Origin of the sequence: Nonomuraea cypriaca, assembly GCF_015645445.1 — a bacterium.
Taxonomy (GTDB): Bacteria; Actinomycetota; Actinomycetes; order Streptosporangiales; family Streptosporangiaceae; genus Nonomuraea; species Nonomuraea cypriaca.
Map to the genome: position 1 here is coordinate 17,250 of NZ_JADOGI010000106.1, position 18,042 is coordinate 35,291.

The window sequence follows — 18,042 nt, forward strand, 5'->3', positions numbered from 1 at the left end:
CACCATGTGAAACGCAGAAAAAGGGAGGCGGCGACTTATGTCCGACCGCGTGATGCCGGCCCGCCGGGACCTGTTCAAGATCGGCGGCTTGGCCGTCGCGGCGCTCTCCCTGGGGGCCTGCGCGAGCACGAAGCCGCCCTCCGGCGGTCAGGGGAGCGCATCGAACGCCCTCCGGGTCTCGCTCGCCTCGGACGCCACCACCCTCGACCCGCACAAGCAGGGCGACCTGCCCTCCATGAACGTGCTGATCAACGTCTTCGACACGCTCACCGTCAGGGACACCGGCGACAAGCTGGCCGGCGGCCTGGCCGAGCGCTGGGAGTCCAAGGACGACAAGACCTGGCGCTTCCACCTCCGCGAGAACGTGAAGTTCCACAACGGCGAGGTCTGCGACGCGGCCGCGGTGGCGTACAGCATCGAACGGCTGATCGACCCGGCCACGCAGTCGCCCATCGTCGAGCTCCGCCTGGTCACGGGCGCGAAGGTGATCGACGCGCACACGGTGGACCTGATCACCAAGGAGCCCGACCCCGATCCTGCCCGCCAAGCTGTCGTTGTTCGGCGGCGTGATCGTGCCGCCGAAGTACATCAAGGAGAAGGGCGACCAGGGCTTCGCCGAGCACCCCGTGGGCACCGGCCCGTACACCTTCGAGCAATGGCAGCGCGACAGCCAGATCACGCTCAAGGCCAACCCGGACTACTGGGGCGGCAAGCCCGCCGTCGAGCAGCTCGCCTTCAAGATCATGCCGGACCCGTCGTCGTCGCTGGCCGCGTTGCAGTCGGGCGAGGTCGACATCGTGACCGGCCTGACCCCGGACGCCGCCCAGCAACTCGGCGACGCCCCCGGGTTCAAGGTCGTCACCTCGCCGGGCGTGCGCACGTTCTTCGTCTCGCTGGACACAGAAGAGGGCCCGCTGAGGGACAAGCGCGTACGCCAGGCGCTCAACCACGCCCTCGACGTGGACACACTGATCAAGTCCGTGCTCAACGGCGCCGCCGAGCGGACGCCGACCCTCATCCCGCGCCAGGCGTTCGGCTTCGACCCGGCGATCCAGCCGTACCAGCACGACCTGGCCAAGGCCAAGAGCCTGCTGGCCGAGGCGGGGCACCCGGACGGCTTCGCGGTCAAGCTGTCGTCGTCCACCGCGGACAAGGACATCGCGCAGGCCATCTCGGGCCAGCTCGCCCAGATCGGCGTCACGGCCGAGGTGTCGCTGCTCGACCCGGCCACGTTCAAGGGCCGCCTGGTCTCGGACAACCGCAAGGCGCTCGGTGAGATGTACTTCGTCGGCAACTCGGGCTGGACCATGGACGCCTCCAGCAACCTGCAGTCCTTCGTCCGCCACGACCGGCGCCAGAGCCGCTGGAACAACCCCAAGGCGGACGAGCTCATCGACAAGGAAGAGCAGTCCGTCGACCCGGAGGAGCGGCAGACGGCCTTCACCGAGCTGCAGCGGATGCTGATCGAGGAGTCGCCGTTCCTGTACCTCTACCAGGCGAGCATCCTGTACGCCGTCAGCGACGAGGTGCAGTGGAAGACCAACGCCAACGGGACGCTCGCCATGGCGAACGCGAAGCTCGCCACCTCATGATCGGGTTCGTCGCCCGGCGCGTCGGCCACACCCTGCTCGTCCTGTTCTGCGTGGCCACCGTGTCGTTCTTCATCGTCAGGATGGCCGGCGACCCGGTGCAGCAGATGCTCCCGCCGGAGGCCACCGCCGAGCAGGAGGCCACGCTCAGGGCGAGCCTCGGCTTCGACCGGTCGCTGCCCGACCAGTACGTCTCCTACATGACCGGCCTGCTCAGCCTGGACTTCGGCCAGTCGGTGTTCTTCCACCGGCCGGCGTTCGAGGTCATCATGGAACGGCTGCCGCTCACCGTCGACCTGGCCCTGGCCGCGCTGGCGTTCACGCTCATCGTGTCCATCCCGGCCGGGATCGTCGCCGCCGTCAGGAGGGGCACCGCGACCGACACCTCGGTCATGGCCTCGGTCCTGGTAGGCCAGTCCACCCCGGCGTTCTGGGTGGGCATCCTGCTCATCCTGGTCTTCGCGGTCAACCTGCAGTGGCTGCCCGCCTCTGGCACAGGCTCGCCCGCCCACCTGGTGCTGCCCGCGATCACACTCGGCCTCTACTCGGCCGCGATGATCGCCAGGCTGCTGCGGTCCTCGCTGATCGACGTGCTCGGCGAGGACTACATCCGCACCGCCAGGGCCAAGGGCCTGTCCGGGTTCAAGGCCGTCACCTCGCACGGCCTGCGCAACGCGTCCCTGCCGGTCGTCACCGTGGTGGGGCTGGAGGTCGGCAGCCTGCTCGGCGGCGCGATCCTCACCGAGCAGGTGTTCTCCTGGCCGGGGATCGGGCGGCTGACCGTCGAGGCGATCACGTATCGGGACTATCCGCTGATGCAGGCCACCGTGCTGTTCCTGGCGGCCGTGTTCGTCGTCGTGAACCTCATCGTGGACCTCTCGTACGCCGTGCTCGACCCCCGCGTGAGGGTGTCCTGATGCTGACCACAACCCTGCGCGCGCTGCGCCGCAACCACGCAGCCAAGGCCGCCGTCGGCGTCATCGCGCTCGTCGTGTTCGTCGGCCTGTTCGCGCCGCTGATCGCCCCCCACGACCCGAACCTGCAGAACCTCGGGCTGAAACTGCGCCCGCCGTTCTGGATGGACGGCAGCGAGCCCGGCTATCTGCTCGGGACCGACAAGCTCGGCCGCGACGTGCTCAGCCGCATCATGTACGGCACCCGCGTCTCCCTCCTCGTCGGCCTGGCCGCCACCCTGCTGTCCGGCGTGGTCGGCGCGGCAGTCGGGGTCGTCGCCGGCTACTACCGGGGCTGGCGCGAGCAGGTGTTCATGCGCCTGGCCGACGTGCAGCTGGCGTTCCCTTCGATCCTGCTGGCCCTGGCCATCATCGCGGTGCTGGGCCCGAGTCTGCTGTTCCTGATCCTGGTGCTCGGCCTGACCGGCTGGGTGTCGTACGCGCGGGTGGTCCGCGCCGAGGTGCTGTCGCTGCGCGAACGCGAGTTCGTCACCGCCGCCAGGGCCATCGGCGACAGCGGCCCGCAGATCATGGTCCGCCACCTCGTCCCGAACATCGTCGCCCCCCTCGCCACGATCGGCACCCTGCAGGTGGCCGCCATGATCGTCGCCGAGGCGTCGCTCAGCTACCTCGGCCTCGGCGTGCCGCCCAGCGTCCCCACCTGGGGCAGCATGCTGGCCGACGGCCAGCTCTATCTGCGCAGCGCCTGGTGGATAGCGGTCTTCAGCGGTGCTGCCATCATGATGACCACACTCGCGATCAACGTCACAGGCGACCTCCTCCGCGACGTGGCCGACCCGAAGGCATACAACCGATGAACCTCGCCACCCACTACACCTGCGACGACTGCCACACCACGGTCCCGCTGAAGACGCCCGCCCTGCTCTGCGAGGCCTGCGGCGGCCTGCTCGAGGTCACCTACGACCTCGGCTCCGCCGATCCGCGGCAGATCGTGGAGCGGGCGGCCGCCCGCCGCGACCTCGGCCTCTGGCGCTGGTCGGACCTGTTCCCGCTGCCCGACGGGGCCGAGCCGCTCCACCTCGGCGAGGGCGACACCCCGCTGATGCGCACCCGCAGGCTCGGCCGCCACGTCGGCCTGCCCGGCCTGCTCATCAAGAACGACACCCTCATGCCCACCGGCAGCTTCAAGGACCGCGGCTTCTCGGTCGCCGTCGGCTTCGCCCGCGCGCTGGGCGTCGAGCAGGCGTTCACCTACAGCTCGGGCAACGCGGGCGCCTCGTTCGCGGCCTACGCGGCCAGGGCCGGGATCGAGGCCACGATCCTGGTGGAGGACGTGGCCAACGAGTCCAAGATCTCCGCCATCAGCCTCAGCGGCGCCCGCGTGCTGCGCCTGCGCTACCGCTCCAGCCTGGAGATCTTCGCCGGGGTCAGCGCGCTGTCCGAGGCCGGCTTCTACTCCTTCGTCAACTTCATCAACCCCGTGCGCCACGAGGGCATGAAGACGTACGCGTACGAGATCTGCGAGGCGCTCGGCTGGCGCGCGCCCGACGTGATGGTCCACCCGGTCGGCACCGGCGGCGGACTCTACGGCGCATGGAAGGGTTTCCGCGAGTTGCGCGCGCTCGGCCTGATCGACCGGCTGCCCCGGATGATCGGCGTCCAGCCCGCCGCCTCGGCCCCGCTCGTACGCGCCTTCAAGGAGGGCAAGAAGGTCGCGGGCCGGCACGGCGACGCCGACAAGACCGTCGCGCAGAGCATCGCCGGCGACGCCCCCATCCAGGGCGGCGCCCGCGTGCTGCGCGCCGTCTACGAGTCGGGCGGCAGGGTGGTCGCGGTCGACGACGACGACCTGTTCGAGGCGATGCGGCTGCTCGGCGAGGAAGGCGTGTCGGCCGAGCCGTCGGCCGCCGCCTCCACCGCCGCCCTGCTGCGCGCCCGCGCCCAGGGCTGGGTGTCCGAGGACGACACCGTGGTCAGCGTCGTGACGGGCGGCGCGCTCAAGCAGCCGTCCGCCCTCGCCCAGGCCGCGCCCCCGCCCCGGGGGACGGTCCAGGCCGACCCGGCCGAGCTGCTGAGGATCTTCCGCGGAGGTGCCACGTGAGTCTGCTGGAGATCAACGACCTGCACGTCGAGTTCCGGCTGGACGCGGGCACGGTCAAGCCCGTCAACGGCGTGTCGCTGTCGGTCGAGGCCGGTCAGACGCTCGCCGTCGTCGGCGAGTCCGGCAGCGGCAAGACCGCGACCGCCCTGTCGATCCTGCGCCTGCACCCCACCCCGCCCTGTCACTACACCGGCGGCGAGATCCTCGCGGGCGGGCGCGACCTGCTCAAACTGCCGGAGCGGGAGATGCGCAGGATCCGCGGCAACGAGATCGCGATGGTCTTCCAGGACCCGATGACCAGCCTCAACCCGCTCAAGTCCGTCGGCGCCCAGATCGCCGAGTCGGTCCGGCTCCACCAGGGCCTGTCCAGATCGGAGGCCCGCGCCCAGGCCGTGCTGGCGCTGGGCGAGGTCGGCATCCCCACCCCCGAGCGGCGCGCGGGGGACTACCCGCACCAGTTCTCCGGTGGCATGCGCCAGCGCGTGATGATCGCGATGGCGCTCGCCTGCCGGCCCAAGATCCTCATCGCCGACGAGCCGACCACCGCCCTCGACGTGACGGTGCAGGCCCAGATCATGGAGCTGCTCGCCACGCTGCAGGAGCGGTTCGGGATGGCCATCGTGCTCATCACGCACGACCTCGGCGTGGTGGCCCGCTGCGCGGACCAGGTCCTCGTCATGTACGGCGGCCGCCCGGTCGAGCTCGCCCCCGTGGACGACGTCTTCGCCACGCCGCGGATGCCGTACACGAGGGCGTTGCTCCGGTCCATGCCCAGGTCCGACGTGCCCGGCGGGGCGGCGCTCGACCCGATCCCCGGCAGCCCGCCCAATCTCTTCTCGCCGCCCACCGGCTGCGCGTTCCATCCCCGCTGCGCGCACGCCCTGCCGGAGTGCGCCGCCCAGGTGCCCGTGCTGATCGAGAAGGCGCCTGGGCACAGCGCCGCCTGCCTGCTGGAAGGGAGCATCTGAGATGGCCGAAGCGCTGCTTTCACTGCGGAACGTCCGCAAGGAGTTCCGTTCCAAGGTGGTCGCCGTCGACGACGTGTCGTTCGACGTCCACCCAGGCGAGACGCTCGGGCTGGTCGGTGAGTCCGGCTGCGGCAAGACCACGCTGACCAGGCTCATCCTGCGGCTCGTCGAGGCCAGCGGCGGCGAGATCCGCTTCCAGGGGCGCGACCTGCTCCGGCTGCGCCAGAAGGAGCTGCTGGCCGTGCGCGAGGACATGCAGGTCGTCCTCCAGGACCCGTACGCCAGCCTCAACCCCCGGATGCGTGTCGGCGAGATCGTCGCCGAGCCGCTGGTCACCCACGGCCGGGTCCGCCGCCGCTCGGCTCAGGCCCGCGACCGCGTCGCCGAGCTGCTCGACGCCGTCGGCCTCGAACCGGGCAGCCAGAGCAGGTTCCCGCACGAGTTCTCCGGCGGGCAGCGGCAGCGCATCGGCATCGCCAGGGCCCTCGCGCTGGAGCCGAAACTGGTCATCTGCGACGAGCCGGTCAGCGCGCTCGACGTGTCCATCCAGGCGCAGATCGTCAACCTGATGAAGCGGCTGCAGGCCGAGCGCGGGCTCACGTACCTGTTCGTCTCGCACGACCTGTCCATCATGCGGCAGATCGCCACCCGCGTCGCCGTCATGAACCTCGGCAGGATCGTCGAGCTGGCCGACACCGAGACGCTGTTCACCGCGCCGCGCCACCCGTACACGCACAGTCTGCTGTCGGCCGCGCCCGTCGCCGATCCGAAGGTGGAGCGGACCCGGCGGCGCATCGTGCTCAGAGGCGACCCGCCGTCTCCGGCCGAGCCGCCGTCCGGGTGCAGCTTCCACACCCGCTGCCCGGCCGCCCGCGCCGAGTGCTCGGCCGCCCGGCCGCCGCTCGCCGTCCAGGAGACGCCCGGTCACACCGCGGCCTGTCTCTTCCCGGTCGCGGACGCCGCGCTCCTGACCTGACCGCGTCTCCCGCCGCTCCTGAACCGGCGCCGTCGCGAACCGTTCCCGAACGACGAGACGCCCCGCCGCACGGGCTCCCGTGTGCGGCGGGGCGTTCGCCGCGACCGGGGTGGGCCGGAATCACCCCCGTCGCGGGTGGCCGGCCCCGTACGGGACCCGCGGCAAGCAGTACGCGCGCCGGCCCCGCCCAGGTTCAACGGACCTGAAAAAGCCCTCCCACCAGCGGCGGGAGGGCTCGGAAAACGGGCATCAGGCCTTGATGGTGAGCAGTCTCTCACCCGTCGCGGTGACCACCTCGAAACGGTCGACGTCCTTGAGCGGCGTCGCGCTGCCGCCGTGCATGTAGAGCGGATCGGGCGAACCCGGCACTCCGTACCCGGCTGGAGGTACGGACCACCCGGTCATCACCCGGCGCTCTCCCGACTTGGCGACCGAGATCAGCTCGCACTCCAGCGGCCCCTTCACCCCGGCCAGCTTGAGCGCGGCGTGCGTGCCCCAGCCCTTCGACTCGACCACCAGCCCGCCGGTCACCCCGCCGGCGCCCGTGCCGGCGATCGGCTTGCCCTCGGCGTAGAACTGCTCCGCCGGGCCCATGTGCGTGCCCATATGACCGGGGTGACCCTGGGCGACCTGCGCGGAGTCGTCCGCGCCGAGCTGTGTCCCGATCGTCAGCCCGCCCGCCACCAGCGTGACCGCCGCCGCCATCCCGATCACGAACGTCCCCCTGCGGGTGCGCCGGTCGGCCGCCTTCTTGCGCCGCAGCAGGTCGATCACGTCGTCCTGGGGGTCGAAGGGAGGCGGCTCGGCGTCCTCCACCGGTCCGATCCCGTGCAGCACACTGGCCACGCCGGCCAGCTCGGCCAGCTCGGAGCGGCAGGCGGAACAACCGAGGAGGTGGGCTTCATAGGCCTGCCTGTCGTCCTCTTCCAGCAGGCCGAGCGCGTAGGCGCCCACGTCCGTGTGCTCGACTCTCGAAGTCATGCCGTCACCCCCCTCTCCTCCAGCGCGATCCGCAGCGCGCGTACGGCGTAGTAGACCCGCGACTTGACCGTGCCCACCGGGATGCCGAGCGCCTCGGCGGCGTCGTTGACCGACCGGTCCCGCAAGATCGTCTCGTTGAGGATCTCACGGTGGGCCGGCGACAACGCCCTCAGCGCCTCTGACACGACCACCTGGTGCAGCAGCCCCTCCATCTCGTCCGGCACGGGCACGCTCGCCAGCGGCCCGTCGCCCGACTCCTGGGGGCGGGCGTCCCTCCGCCGTCGATCATCGATCACGATACGTCTGGCGACCGTGGCGAGCCAGGGCATCAGCGAGGCCGACTCGGTGTCGAGCCGCTCCGCGCTGCGCCAGGCACGAATCATGGTCTCCTGCACCACGTCTTCCGCCCACTGCCGATCACCGGCCGTGAGCCTGATCACGAAGGCCAGCAGCGGCCTGTGATATTCCCGGTAGAGCGCGGACACGACCACCTCGTCATCCGGTCGCACGCGCCGGATCCGGTGGCGTAAGCGCGGCTCGCCCATCCGGGCGGCTCCCTCGGCCGAGGGCGGGGGATACGTGCTCGCTCGCATCATTCCCCTTTTCTCGCGTCCGTCGGCAGGTGGTACGGCCCGCCGCCCTGGCACGGTTCAACGAATCGCCGAACTGAATTCGATTGCGACCCCGAGGACAGGGTGCGTAGAGTCGCGTCACGTACCGATCGAGGAGGTGAAGGCGCATGCGGGTCCTCTTGTTCAGCGTGCCGTCCATCCACCTCCGGGTGCTCGCCTGAGCCGCCCGGTTCCCTTCTCGAATCAAAGGTGCACTGCGTTGTCTTACGATCTTTCCCTGTTCGGCTGGACCGATCTGCGCGCCGCCGGACTGCCCGAAGGCACCGTCCCCGCCCGCGTGGCCCGCGTCGACCGCGGCGCCGCCGAGGTCGTCGCGGCGGACGGCCGGCATCACGTCAAGTACGGCGCCCGCGTACGCCGCGCGTCGGCCGCCGACCCGGTGTCGCTGCCGTGCGTCGGCGACTGGGTGGCGCTCGGCCTGCTGCCCGAGGGCCGCTACGAGCTCGACGCGGTTCTGCCGAGGACGACCGCGTTCGTCCGGGGTGGGGTGAGCCGCGACTCGGTCGGCGGCCTCTCCGGCGACGGCCAGGGCCAGGTGCTCGCGGCGAACGTCGACGTCGTCTTCGTCGCCGAGCCGTCCATGCACTCCACCGACTACGCCGACCTCGGCCGCATCGAACGCCTCGTCGCGCTGGCCTGGGAGTCCGGCGGCACGCCCGTCGTGCTCGTCACCAAGTCCGACCTGTTCGAGAAGGGGCTGGAGGAGCTGCTCGCCGACGTGCGGGTGGCCGCGCCTGGCGTCGACGTGCACGCCGTCTCCTCGCTGCGGGGTGACGGTGTGTCCCTGGCCGGCGACTACCTCGACGGCTCCCGTACGGCCGTCATCCTCGGCCCGTCAGGGGCCGGCAAGTCCACGCTGGTCAACGCGCTGGCCGGCGAGCCGGCCATGGAGACCCAGCAGGTGCGCGCCGCCGACGGCCGCGGCCGCCACACCACCGTGCACCGCGAGCTGATCCCGCTGCGCGGCGGCGGGCTCATCATCGACACGCCCGGCATCAGGCGGATCGGCCTCTACGACATCGGCCACGGCGTCGACCTGGTCTTCTCCGACATCGAGTCGCTGGCGGAAGAGTGCCGCTTCGGCGACTGCGGGCACGTGAGCGAGCCAGGGTGCGCGGTGCTGAGCGCGCTGGAGAGCGGCGAACTGCCGGAGCGGCGCCTGGAGAGCTGGCGCAAGCTGCAGCGGGAGGCGGCCTGGATGGCCACCCGCACGGACGCCCGCGCGCGCAAGGAGCAGCAGAACGCGTGGAAGATCATCACGAAGGAGATGCGCCGCTCAGGCCGCAACCGCCCATAGCGCCGCCCGGCGGCGGTCCGGCAGCGGTCCGGGGGCGGGTCTGGTGGCGGTCGGGCGGTGGCGCGGCGGCGATCCTGTGGTGGTTCGGTGGAGTCCTGCGGTGGTCTGGGGGCGAGGAGCGCGTGTGAGCGGGTAGGCACACGTCATGGAGGTCTTCGCAGATCGGGCCGAGGCGGGGGCGCAGCTCGCGGAGCGGCTGCTGGACGCGCGAGACCCCGTGGTGCTGGCCTTGCCGCGCGGCGGGGTGGCGGTGGCGCTGCCCATCGCACGCAGGCTCGACGCCGTGCTCGACGTGCTCGTGACCAGGAAGATCGGCTATCCCGCGGCGCCCGAGCTGGGCGTCGGGGCGATCGCGGAGGGCGGCGAGCCGGTGTTCGACCTGCGGATGCTGCGCCGGCTGCGCATGACGCCCGAGTCCGTGGCCGACGTGGTGGAGCGCGAACGGCGCGAGCTGGCCCGCAGGGTGCGTGCGTACCGGGGCGATCGCCCGCTGCCCCCGCTGGAGGGCAGGGAGGTGATCGTGGCCGACGACGGGCTGGCCACCGGCGGCACCGCCCGGGCGGCGCTCAGGGCCGTCGGCACGGCCAAACCCGCCAAGCTGACGCTGGCCGTGCCGGTCGGCGCGCAGGAGACCGTGGCGTCCCTGCGCGAGGAGGCCGACGAGATCGTCGTCCTCCTGACGCCGATCGACTTCAGAGCGGTCGGCCAGTGGTACGCCCACTTCGAGCAACTCACCGACGCGGACGTACTCGACCTGCTCGGCAGGCGGTGAGCGAGCGCCACCCCAGCTCGCGAGGACGGCCCGGACCAGTATGCGCGAGTCGCCTGCGGCTCGCGAGGACGGCCCGGACCAGTTTGCGAGCGTTGCCTCAGCCCGCGAGGACGGCCCGGACCAGTTTGCGAGCGTTGCCTCGCCTCAGCCCGCGAGGACGGCCCAGACGAGTTTGCGAGTGCCGACGGGCGAGAGCCAGCCCCAGGCGGCGCAGAGCGCGTCCACCAGGCGTAATCCGCGCCCGAACTCCGAGAACACGTCCGGCGCCGCCGCGACGGGGACCGTCCGGCTGTGGTCGGCCACCACGCAGGCCAGCTCCGGCCCGTGGGAGAGCAGGCGCAACTGCACGACCCCGCCGCCGTGCCGCATCGCGTTGGTCACCAGCTCCGACACCACGAGCTGAGCGTCGGAGGCCAGCTCCGGCACGCCCCAGGTCGTGAGCGTCTGATCGACGAACCGCCTGGCCGTCGACACGCAGGCGGGCTCAAGCGCGGAGAGATGCGGAAAAGGGAACACCGCGTCGCACTCACCGGCCCGGCCATCCATCAGAATGGACGCGAGCCAGCCTGGTGGCCGGGAACCGATGGCGGCTTGCGGCCGAGCGTCGAAAGTCGTCATTCTGGCCCCCGAAGCGCGGTCTGGTGATCCAAAGCCCATCTTTACGGCACGTGCTTACCGATGCAAGACTTTTCGTAATTTACGGATGCGAAGTGCATCTGCACGTGCGGACGATCTAGGAGCGGTGCGGTGAGCGCACAAAGCACGGAGGGGAAGCTTCTCAGCCATGTGCCGGGAAGCCCGACGGTGCTGCGGATCCTGCTCGGGACCCAACTACGCAGGCTCCGCACGGAGAAGGGTATCTCGCGGGAGGACGCCGGGTACTCGATTCGCGCATCTCACGCTAAGATCAGCCGGCTGGAGCTCGGCCAGGTGAGCTTCAAGAAGCGGGATGTGGCCGATCTCCTCACCCTCTACGGCGTCACCGACCCGGCCGAGCGTGAGTCGCTGCTGACCCTCGCCCAGCAGGCCAACGCCCCAGGCTGGTGGCACAAGTACAGCGACGTGCTGCCCGGCTGGTTCGAGGTGTACATCGGCCTGGAGGGCGCCGCGTCCAGCATCCGCACCTACGAGAACCAGTTCGTCCCCGGTCTCCTGCAGAGCGCCGGCTACGCCAGGGCCGTCGTCGAGCTGGCCCACGAACAGGCCCCTGAAGGTGAGCTCGACCGCCGCGTCGCGCTGCGTCTGGCCCGGCAGAAGCGGCTGGAGAGCGGGCTCACCGTCTGGGCGGTGATCGACGAGGCGGTCGTACGCCGCACGCCGGGCAGTCCCGAGATCCTGCGCGAGCAGATCGAACACCTGCTGGACGTCACCGCAGAGCCCGGCATCACCGTCCAGATCATGCCGTTCGACCGGGGCGGGCACGCGGCGGCCGGGGGCCCGTTCAGCATCCTGCGCTTCCCCGAGCGCGAGCTGCCCGACGTGGTCTACATGGAGCAGCTCACCAGCGCCCTCTACCTGGACAAACCCGCGGACTCCGACCACTACATGCAGGTCATGGACCGGCTCAGCGTCCAGGCCGAGGAGCCCAGGCGGACGAGACGGTTCCTGGAACGCCTCCTTTCCGGCTGAGCTGCATATCCCTGTGATCCACTACATACCTTTGATTTTTGGTCGTCCGCTATATGGAGCTCCGCCCGCTGCCGTAGTCTCTGCTCGCAAGCGCGGATGCACGTGCATCCGTAAGATCGCGAGGAGTTGCTCCCATGCATGAGTTCCGGAACGGAACGCCCGCCGACCGCCTTCCCGTTGTCTGGCGCAAGAGCAGGCGGAGCAACCCCAACGGCAACTGCGTCGAGGTCGCGAGCCTGCCCACGGGGGAGATCGCCATGCGCAACTCACGCTTCCCCGAAGGGCCGGCGCTGGTCTACACGCAGGCGGAGATCACGGCGTTCGTCCTCGGCGCGAAGGACGGCGAGTTCGACGACCTCATCGTCTGAGGCTCCTCCGAAGTCTGAGGCCCGTCAGAAGCGCTGTTCCGAGGGGCGCGCTTTCGCGGCGCGGTGCATTTTCGGTCTCGGCCGCTGACGGTTTCGGTCAGGTCGGCAGGGGTGCGCCGTGCCAGCGCCACGACGTCCGGCGCGGGCGCCCGGGGAGCTCGGCGCGCCCGGTGGCCCACAGCAGCGTCGTCCACGGGTCCGCGGCGGGCGGAACGTCGGGGAACAACCGCGCCAGCACCCGCGCGCACATGTCCGCCGGCGGCGTCCACGCCAGGTCGAGCCCGGTGGCCACGTCGTGCACGTGCGCGAGGATCTCCAAGATGCCCATCGCGGCGAAGCCCTCCGGGTCCGACGCGCCGGAGACGTGGTGGCCGCGGACGTGCGTCGGCGTCGTGCGGGCCATCGCCACCAGCAGCGCGCCGCTCGCCTCCAGCACCTGCAGCAGTCCCGCGGGACCCGACGCCCGGTCGGCGTGGATGGACACCTGGGGGCCGCCGGGCCTGTCGCTTTCCAGGGTGAAGGGGACGTAGACGTCCAGCGGGGGTGTCCTGAGCCCGAGCTGGGCGGCGTAGGCGAACAGGTCGTCGCTCAGGTGCTCGACCGTCTCCCAGCACGTCCACTCCAGCGTGCCCGCCTTGCCGTCCCAGGCCGAGGCGGGTACGTCGCGGAGGGTCATGACGGCGAGCCGGACGGCGTCGCCGAGGTCGCCGGCGGTCACGGGCGTACGCTCCGGTGGCTGCATTTCACGCACCCTATCGCCTGGGTCTGCGCCCTGAAGGCGCGCGGATCCGTCACGTGGGCCTCACCTGTAGACGCGGTGGACGGCCTGGAGGCCGCGGGTGAGGCGTACCGTGATGAACTCGTTGTCGTCCGGCTTGCCCGGCGTGCGCCGAGTACCCGGAACATGGCGGGGACCCTTGAGCAGGCGGGGGTCCGAACACGGCGGTACAGGTGGGGAACCCTGAACATGGCGATGACCACCCAGGCGGGGTGGTCATGTTCGCTGATGGGCCTGATCAGGCAGTTGTCCCGACCGGGTTCGCCAGAGCCTGGACATGGATGGCCAGGCTCCGGTTCATCGGGACAACTGCGTGATCACGCGATGAATGGTGACGCTGCGGGGTGTGGTGTCAGGCGGCGGAGATGCCGGCGCTGGCGGCGCGGCGCATGCGACGGCGACGCTCGGAGGCGCGCTCGTCCTCGTTCAGACCGCCCCACGTGCCGTACTTCTCGGGTCGGGACAGCGCGTAGTCAAGGCACTCGTTACGGACGGGGCACTGGGCGCAGATCGCCTTGGCCTTCCGCTCACGTACGTCACGCTCGGGCTGCCGCTCCCCATCGGGGCCGAAGAAGAGCACGAGGTCCTCACCCCGGCACGCGGCATCATCCTGCCAACCCCAGCTGGGGCGCGGGCGGGCGAGCTGCCGACGTACCTGAGACATGAGAAAACCACCTTCGTGAGAGGTATTTCGGTAATTGAGCCGCATTGGACGCTTTTGGCGTCACTGTTCCAACGCAACGACGAGCCGTGATGTTCCCTGTTCAGGCGAGGGCGGGCGTGGTGTACCGCACAGGCGCGAGCCTGTCCAGCGAAACCAGCCGGTAGGAGGTGATCGTCTCGGCGCAAGCCGTACCACACGGCGTTTTGAACGCCGATGGCTCAACCACAACCTGGAACCGGACGTCTCCGCAGCGCACGATGGCTTCGGTGACGTCGCCGTCCGACCTGGAGGATTCCACGGCCACCGCGCCGACAGAGCGCTCTCCCGTATGGGCTCGGGCGAAGTGCTCGACGGCTTGCAATGGCTCAGGGATGCCTGCGCGTCCCCGGTAGCGGTCGAGAATGACCTCGCCCGACCGGTACGCGTTAGCCGCTGCCAGTGCAGCAGCCTGAGACATGCTGCCGTAGAAAATTCCGTGTGGCAAGCACACGAGGTTGGCGGCGTAGCGATCGCCGCCAACGTGTGACGTTTCCCACACTCTGTCCGGCAAAGATTCGGCCAGTGACCGAGCGAGGGGTAGTCCAATGCGGGCGCAGCACGCATTGCGCTTGGCGTGCGTGCAGACCAGAAATACCGGCTCGTCTTCAAGTATGCAGGACTCCGGGACCACTCCGGCCACCAGCGCGTCCAGGTCAAGATCGTCAGGACCTGCGATGACGCCGCCCGCCAACCAGGGACGATCGCCTGCGGCGTAGGCCACTAGCACACGGATTCCCTGCTCCCGCGCGCGGGTCCGCCGTCCTGGACGGCGGATCAACTGGGGCCTGATACCGCGTTCGAGTGCCCGGCGGACGAGTTCCGAGATTTTTTCAGGAAGTTCGAAGCTTTCCAGGTGCGAGGGCCAGGCGCCGGTGTATTCGACGAGCAGCCAGAGCCGGGCTCCCACGGTGGCGCTGGCCATCGTGGGCACCTGCCCGGTGTGGCATCCGGCCGGATGCTCGCAGCTCCTCGCCAACGCCGGAACCCCTTCCTTGATCCGAATTAGGTAAGACTAACCTAACGGATCGGCTGGGTCAGACGTGGGGCATCCGCTCAAGTACGTCCCGTGTCGCGGCCAGCGCCCGGTCCCTGTCCTCCTTGACCAGGCCGATCCTGGTCCTCCTGTCCAGCAGGTCGTCCTCGTCGAGCGCGCCCTCGTGCGCCGCCGACCAGAGCAGCTCGCCCTTGGTGACGCCGAGCCCGACCTCCTCCGGGTGCGCCTTGACGAGTTCGTGTACGGCCCCCGCCTCGCTGCCGTAGCGCTCGGCCAGGCGTGCCGGGACGCCCTCCGGCTGCGGGCCCGCGCCCACGAGCGGGATCTCACGCGTACGGCTCCCGCCCGCGCGGAGCCCCCTGGACGCGACCGCGCGATCCACCGCGTCCTCGGCCATGCGGCGATATGTCGTGAGCTTGCCCCCGACCACGGTGACCACGCCGCCGTCCGACAGCACCGCGTGCCTCCTGGACAGGTCCGCCGTACGGCCGTCGGCCGCCAGAAGGGGCCTGAGGCCCGCGTACGCGCCCGCGACCGCCTCAGGGGTCACCTGAGTCCCGACGACCCCGTTCAGTACCTCCAGGAGCGCTCTGACGTCCTTCTCGGGCGCTTCGGGGACGTCGGGCACCGGCCCGTCCACCGGTTCGTCCGTGAGGCCGACGTGGACGCGGCCGTCGCGCTGGGGGAGCACGAGCGCGAACCGGCCGGACTCGCCGGGCATCGGCAGGTGCATCCCGGCGATGAGTCCTGGCAGGGTCCCTGGCCGCAGTACGAGGTGTGTGCCCCGCGAGGGCCGCAGCCGTACCTCCGGGTCCAGTGAGCCCGCCCACACGCCCGTCGCGTTTATCACCGCGTCGGCGCGGATGGCGAACTCCTCGCCCGTCAGCTCGTCGCGCACCTCGGCGCCCAGGTCCGTGAGCCGCAGGGCGCGGCAGCGGGTCAGCACGCGGGCTCCGTACGCGGCGGCGGTCCTGGCGATCGCCACCACGAGCCTGGCGTCGTCGAGCAGCCGGCCGTCCCACGACAGCAGCGCGCCGCGCAGGCCGTCCGCGTTCAGTACGGGCGCGATCGTGTGCGCCCGTGCCGCGTTGAGCCGCGTGGGTCCCGGCAGCAGGCGGCGCGGCGTGCGGGCGGCCGTGCGCAGGCCGTCGCCGAGCCGGTAGCCCGCCATCAGGACCGCCGCCCGCCGCCGCGAGACCGCCCCGGTCAGCGGCAGCACGTACGGGTGCGCCTTCACCAGGTGCGGAGCGGTCGTGCGGAGCAGGATCCCGCGCTCGACCGCGCTCTCGTACGCGACGTCGATCTGACCCCTGGCCAGGTAGCGCAGGCCGCCGTGGATCATCTTGGAGCTCCACCTGGACGTCCCGAACGCGAGGTCCTGCGCGTCGATCGCGGCCACGCTCAGCCCGCGGGAGGCGGCGTCGAGCGCGGCGCCGGCCCCGGTCGCCCCCAGCCCCACCACCAGCACGTCCACCCGCTCCTCCGCGACCTCGCGCAGCTCGCGGGCCCGTCTGCCGGCGTTCAGCGAGCTCCCGGCGACCGGGGCGGCGGTTCGTTTCCTCTTAGCCAAGGTAGGCCTCCAGCAGGGCGGCGAGCTCGGCGTCGAGCTCGTCCAGCGTCACGGGGTCGAGCATGGTGGGCGCGGACAGCAGGAACGACTGGGCGACCAGCAGCACCGCCCTGGCCTTGCGCGGATCGCCGACGGCCGGCTCCAGCGCCTCGAGGATGGCCTCGTGGCCGGCGCCGCGCCGGTCGAGCAGGTAGGGCAGGAGCAGCTCGGGATCCGCCTCCACGATCTTGCGCCACAACGGGTGCGCGCGGAGCCCCCGGACCCCGCCGACCACCGCGCGCACCGGGTCCGACATGTCCAGCGCGGCGACCACGCGCACCCATTCCCTGGTCATCAGGTCCATGACGAGGGTGCGTACGTCGGGCCAGTGCCGGTAGATCGTCATCCGCGACACGCCCGCCCGGCGGGCCACGTCCGTGAGCGTGGTCCTGCGGACCCCGTACGCCAGGACGCAGTCGCGGGCGGCGTCCAGCACGCCCTCATTGTGACGGATCGACGTCATATGTCACAGTGTAAGCATGCCTGGAGAACCCATGTCGTGGTCGGGCTGGGGCGACCCCGCCAAGGCCCGTGAGCTGCCCGAGCAGATCCGCGCGCTGCTGCGCGACCTCCTGGGCGTGCGCGCGCCCGGCGCCCCCGCCGCCACCCTGGAGTCGGTGCGGCTGCCGCCCGCTGCCCTGCCAGGGGCGCTGCTCGATGCGCTCGCGGGGATCGCCGGCGCCGGGCACGTGCTGACCACGCACGAGGCCAGGGTCCGCCACACGCGCGGCAAGTCCACGCCCGACCTGCTGCGGATGCGGGCAGGTGACGGCTCGGACGCGCCCGACGCGGTGGTGCTGCCAGGCTCGCACGAGGAGGTGGCCGAGCTGCTGCGGCTGTGCTCCGCGGAGCGGGTCGCGGTCGTGCCGTTCGGCGGCGGGACCTCGGTGGTGGGCGGGCTCGCGGCCGCCCGCGCGGGCTTCGCCGGCGTGGTCGCGCTGGACCTCGCCAGGCTCGACCGGTTGCGGTCCGTGGACGTGGAGTCGATGGTGGCCGAGTTCGAGCCGGGGGTGCGGGCTCCCGACGCCGAGCGGCTGCTCGCCGGGCACGGGCTGACGCTGGGGCACTTCCCCCAGTCGTACGAGTACGCCACGCTCGGCGGTTTCGCCGCGGCCCGCTCCAGCGGCCAGGCCTCCGCCGGGTACGGCCGCTTCGACGACATGGTCGTCGGCCTCACCGTGGCGACCCCGTCGGGCACGCTCGACCTCGGCCGCGCCCCCAAGTCGGCGGCCGGGCCCGACCTGCGGCAGCTCGTCCTGGGCTCTGAGGGCGTCTTCGGCGTCATCACCTCGCTGCGGCTGCGGGTGCGGCGGGCTCCGGCCGTGCGGCGTTACGAGGGGTGGCGGTTCGCGTCGTTCGCGGCGGGTTCCGCGGCCATGCGGGCGCTCGCCCAGGAGGGGCCGCTGCCGACTGTGCTGAGGCTGTCGGACGAGACCGAGACCATGATCGGGCTGGCCAAGCCCGACGAGATCGGCTCAGGCGGCTCAGGCTGCCTCCTGATCGCCGGCTACGAAAGCTCCCCGGCCGACGAGCGTGCGCCCCACGAAGGGGGCTCAGAAGAGCCTCCGGCACCGGCTCCAGCACAGGCACCGGCTCCAGCACAGGCACCGGCTCCGGCTCCGGCACAGGCATCGGCTTTGGCTTTGGGTTCGGTGGAGGGGGGGCGGACGGGCGTGGCCGCTGTGCTGGCGCGGCTGGGTGGCGAGCCGCTGGGGGTGGAGCCGGGGGAGG

At 71.2% G+C, this 18,042-nt stretch carries 19 protein-coding genes and 1 pseudogene; 12 read left to right on the forward strand and 8 right to left on the reverse strand.

Going from position 1 to position 18,042, the window contains the following annotated elements:
* Window positions 1–235 precede the first annotated feature (235 nt).
* The 7 genes and pseudogenes from ITP53_RS61295 to ITP53_RS30260 form a co-directional block, all read left to right on the forward strand.
* Window positions 236–478, forward strand: a pseudogene (locus ITP53_RS61295) (ABC transporter substrate-binding protein); the annotation flags it as partial.
* A gap of 76 nt (window positions 479–554) precedes the next feature.
* On the forward strand, window positions 555–1,592 hold the full coding sequence (locus ITP53_RS30235) for an ABC transporter substrate-binding protein (RefSeq protein ID WP_328816240.1): 1,038 nt from the start codon (window positions 555–557) through the stop codon (window positions 1,590–1,592).
* Window positions 1,589–2,506 carry an ABC transporter permease gene (locus tag ITP53_RS30240; protein WP_195898859.1) on the forward strand — a complete coding sequence of 306 codons (918 nt, stop codon included), beginning with the start codon at window positions 1,589–1,591 and terminating at the stop codon, window positions 2,504–2,506. The genes ITP53_RS30235 and ITP53_RS30240 overlap by 4 nt, the downstream gene beginning before the upstream one ends.
* On the forward strand, window positions 2,506–3,360 hold the full coding sequence (locus ITP53_RS30245) for an ABC transporter permease (RefSeq protein ID WP_195898860.1): 855 nt from the start codon (window positions 2,506–2,508) through the stop codon (window positions 3,358–3,360). Before ITP53_RS30240 ends, ITP53_RS30245 begins: the two co-directional genes overlap by 1 nt.
* Window positions 3,357–4,604: a threonine synthase gene (locus ITP53_RS30250; protein WP_195898861.1), complete on the forward strand. Its 1,248-nt coding sequence runs from the start codon at window positions 3,357–3,359 to the stop codon at window positions 4,602–4,604. Before ITP53_RS30245 ends, ITP53_RS30250 begins: the two co-directional genes overlap by 4 nt.
* Window positions 4,601–5,572, forward strand: coding sequence for an ABC transporter ATP-binding protein (locus ITP53_RS30255; RefSeq protein ID WP_195898862.1), 972 nt, complete (start codon window positions 4,601–4,603; stop codon window positions 5,570–5,572). Before ITP53_RS30250 ends, ITP53_RS30255 begins: the two co-directional genes overlap by 4 nt.
* A 1-nt stretch (window position 5,573) precedes the next feature.
* On the forward strand, window positions 5,574–6,548 hold the full coding sequence (locus ITP53_RS30260; protein ID WP_195898863.1) for an ABC transporter ATP-binding protein: 975 nt from the start codon (window positions 5,574–5,576) through the stop codon (window positions 6,546–6,548).
* Between the two features lie 249 nt (window positions 6,549–6,797).
* Here ITP53_RS30260 and ITP53_RS30265 read toward each other — a convergent pair whose 3' ends face one another.
* Both ITP53_RS30265 and ITP53_RS30270 read right to left on the reverse strand, forming a co-directional pair.
* Entirely contained in the window at window positions 6,798–7,529 is a 732-nt protein-coding gene (locus ITP53_RS30265) for an anti-sigma factor family protein (RefSeq protein WP_195898864.1), read from the reverse strand.
* Window positions 7,526–8,074, reverse strand: a complete 549-nt coding sequence (locus ITP53_RS30270) for a sigma-70 family RNA polymerase sigma factor (protein WP_236051335.1) — start codon at window positions 8,072–8,074, stop codon at window positions 7,526–7,528. Before ITP53_RS30270 ends, ITP53_RS30265 begins: the two co-directional genes overlap by 4 nt.
* Before the next feature lie 286 nt (window positions 8,075–8,360).
* Between ITP53_RS30270 and rsgA the strand changes: the two genes are divergently transcribed.
* The gene (rsgA, locus tag ITP53_RS30275; RefSeq protein WP_195898866.1) at window positions 8,361–9,458 is read left to right on the forward strand and encodes a ribosome small subunit-dependent GTPase A; all 1,098 of its coding nucleotides are present in this window, start codon (window positions 8,361–8,363) and stop codon (window positions 9,456–9,458) included.
* Window positions 9,459–9,603: 145 nt separating this feature from the next.
* Window positions 9,604–10,230, forward strand: a complete 627-nt coding sequence (locus ITP53_RS30280; protein ID WP_195898867.1) for a phosphoribosyltransferase — start codon at window positions 9,604–9,606, stop codon at window positions 10,228–10,230.
* Between the two features lie 144 nt (window positions 10,231–10,374).
* Here the strand turns inward: ITP53_RS30280 and ITP53_RS30285 are convergent, their stop codons facing one another.
* Window positions 10,375–10,848 carry an ATP-binding protein gene (locus ITP53_RS30285; RefSeq protein WP_195898868.1) on the reverse strand — a complete coding sequence of 158 codons (474 nt, stop codon included), beginning with the start codon at window positions 10,846–10,848 and terminating at the stop codon, window positions 10,375–10,377.
* Between the two features lie 129 nt (window positions 10,849–10,977).
* On the opposite strand from ITP53_RS30285, the gene ITP53_RS30290 reads away from it, so the two are divergent.
* Window positions 10,978–11,859 carry a helix-turn-helix domain-containing protein gene (locus ITP53_RS30290; RefSeq protein WP_328816246.1) on the forward strand — a complete coding sequence of 294 codons (882 nt, stop codon included), beginning with the start codon at window positions 10,978–10,980 and terminating at the stop codon, window positions 11,857–11,859.
* Window positions 11,860–11,993: 134 nt separating this feature from the next.
* Window positions 11,994–12,227, forward strand: a complete 234-nt coding sequence (locus tag ITP53_RS30295; protein ID WP_195898869.1) for a DUF397 domain-containing protein — start codon at window positions 11,994–11,996, stop codon at window positions 12,225–12,227.
* Window positions 12,228–12,324: 97 nt separating this feature from the next.
* Here ITP53_RS30295 and ITP53_RS30300 read toward each other — a convergent pair whose 3' ends face one another.
* The 5 genes from ITP53_RS30300 to ITP53_RS30320 form a co-directional block, all read right to left on the reverse strand.
* Entirely contained in the window at window positions 12,325–12,969 is a 645-nt protein-coding gene (locus ITP53_RS30300) for a hypothetical protein (RefSeq protein WP_195898870.1), read from the reverse strand.
* 388 nt (window positions 12,970–13,357) lie between these two features.
* Window positions 13,358–13,669 (reverse strand): WhiB family transcriptional regulator, encoded by a 312-nt coding sequence (locus tag ITP53_RS30305; RefSeq protein ID WP_080036407.1) that lies wholly within the window; start codon window positions 13,667–13,669, stop codon window positions 13,358–13,360.
* Between the two features lie 100 nt (window positions 13,670–13,769).
* Entirely contained in the window at window positions 13,770–14,630 is an 861-nt protein-coding gene (locus ITP53_RS30310; RefSeq protein WP_236051336.1) for a sucrase ferredoxin, read from the reverse strand.
* Window positions 14,631–14,742: 112 nt separating this feature from the next.
* Window positions 14,743–16,272, reverse strand: a complete 1,530-nt coding sequence (locus ITP53_RS30315; RefSeq protein ID WP_195898872.1) for a glycerol-3-phosphate dehydrogenase/oxidase — start codon at window positions 16,270–16,272, stop codon at window positions 14,743–14,745.
* Complete coding sequence (locus ITP53_RS30320) at window positions 16,265–16,774, reverse strand: TetR/AcrR family transcriptional regulator (RefSeq protein WP_195898873.1); 510 nt, start codon at window positions 16,772–16,774, stop codon at window positions 16,265–16,267. The genes ITP53_RS30315 and ITP53_RS30320 overlap by 8 nt, the downstream gene beginning before the upstream one ends.
* A 16-nt stretch (window positions 16,775–16,790) precedes the next feature.
* Between ITP53_RS30320 and ITP53_RS30325 the strand changes: the two genes are divergently transcribed.
* Window positions 16,791–18,042 (forward strand): FAD-binding oxidoreductase (locus ITP53_RS30325; RefSeq protein WP_407941326.1); only part of this gene is annotated, 1,252 nt, incomplete at its 3' end.

Bases quoted from the DNA above. Each gene is read 5' to 3' on its own strand.
- ITP53_RS30240 (WP_195898859.1), top strand. From the start codon at position 1,589: ATGATCGGGTTCGTCGCCCGGCGCGTCGGCCACACCCTGCTCGTCCTG.
- ITP53_RS30245 (WP_195898860.1), top strand. From the start codon at position 2,506: ATGCTGACCACAACCCTGCGCGCGCTGCGCCGCAACCACGCAGCCAAG.
- ITP53_RS30250 (WP_195898861.1), top strand. From the start codon at position 3,357: ATGAACCTCGCCACCCACTACACCTGCGACGACTGCCACACCACGGTC.
- ITP53_RS30260 (WP_195898863.1), top strand. From the start codon at position 5,574: ATGGCCGAAGCGCTGCTTTCACTGCGGAACGTCCGCAAGGAGTTCCGT.
- ITP53_RS30265 (WP_195898864.1), bottom strand. From the start codon at position 7,529: ATGACTTCGAGAGTCGAGCACACGGACGTGGGCGCCTACGCGCTCGGC.
- ITP53_RS30270 (WP_236051335.1), bottom strand. From the start codon at position 8,074: ATGGGCGAGCCGCGCTTACGCCACCGGATCCGGCGCGTGCGACCGGAT.
- ITP53_RS30280 (WP_195898867.1), top strand. From the start codon at position 9,604: ATGGAGGTCTTCGCAGATCGGGCCGAGGCGGGGGCGCAGCTCGCGGAG.
- ITP53_RS30285 (WP_195898868.1), bottom strand. From the start codon at position 10,848: ATGACGACTTTCGACGCTCGGCCGCAAGCCGCCATCGGTTCCCGGCCA.
- ITP53_RS30295 (WP_195898869.1), top strand. From the start codon at position 11,994: ATGCATGAGTTCCGGAACGGAACGCCCGCCGACCGCCTTCCCGTTGTC.
- ITP53_RS30300 (WP_195898870.1), bottom strand. From the start codon at position 12,969: ATGCAGCCACCGGAGCGTACGCCCGTGACCGCCGGCGACCTCGGCGAC.
- ITP53_RS30305 (WP_080036407.1), bottom strand. From the start codon at position 13,669: ATGTCTCAGGTACGTCGGCAGCTCGCCCGCCCGCGCCCCAGCTGGGGT.
- ITP53_RS30310 (WP_236051336.1), bottom strand. From the start codon at position 14,630: ATGGCCAGCGCCACCGTGGGAGCCCGGCTCTGGCTGCTCGTCGAATAC.
- ITP53_RS30320 (WP_195898873.1), bottom strand. From the start codon at position 16,774: ATGACGTCGATCCGTCACAATGAGGGCGTGCTGGACGCCGCCCGCGAC.